This window comes from Paraburkholderia sp. JHI2823 (genome assembly GCF_038900695.1).
Lineage (GTDB): Bacteria > Pseudomonadota > Gammaproteobacteria > Burkholderiales > Burkholderiaceae > Paraburkholderia > Paraburkholderia mimosarum.
In genome coordinates this window covers 1-312 of sequence record NZ_JAYMRY010000373.1, presented here as the reverse complement: position 1 = coordinate 312, position 312 = coordinate 1, and the positions used below count along the sequence as shown (strand labels likewise).

1 protein-coding gene and 1 pseudogene are annotated in these 312 nt (G+C 57.4%); both read left to right on the top strand.

The window, feature by feature from the left end; translation table 11 throughout:
- Nucleotides 1-185 (top strand): annotated as a pseudogene (locus VSR34_RS39030) (poly-beta-hydroxybutyrate polymerase); the annotation flags it as partial.
- On the top strand, nucleotides 184-312 hold a 129-nt coding region (locus VSR34_RS39025; RefSeq protein ID WP_342965311.1), incomplete at its 3' end, for a hypothetical protein. The pseudogene VSR34_RS39030 and the gene VSR34_RS39025, both read left to right, overlap by 2 nt.

Genomic DNA, 312 nt, shown 5'->3' with positions numbered 1-312 from the left:
GCATACCAGGCAGTTCGATCCGCAGGTTCGCCCCCCATCAACTCGGGCGCGACGTTGCAACCACGCCCGGCAAGGTCGTCTATCGTTCCGCGCTGATCGAACTGATCCAGTACGAACCACTGACGCCAACCGTGTGGCATGAGCCCGTCCTGATCGTGCCATCGTGGATACTCAAATACTACATTGCCCGGCAAGGTCGTCTATCGTTCCGCGCTGATCGAACTGATCCAGTACGAACCACTGACGCCGACCGTGTGGCATGAGCCCGTCCTGATCGTGCCATCGTGGATACTCAAATACTACATTCTCGAT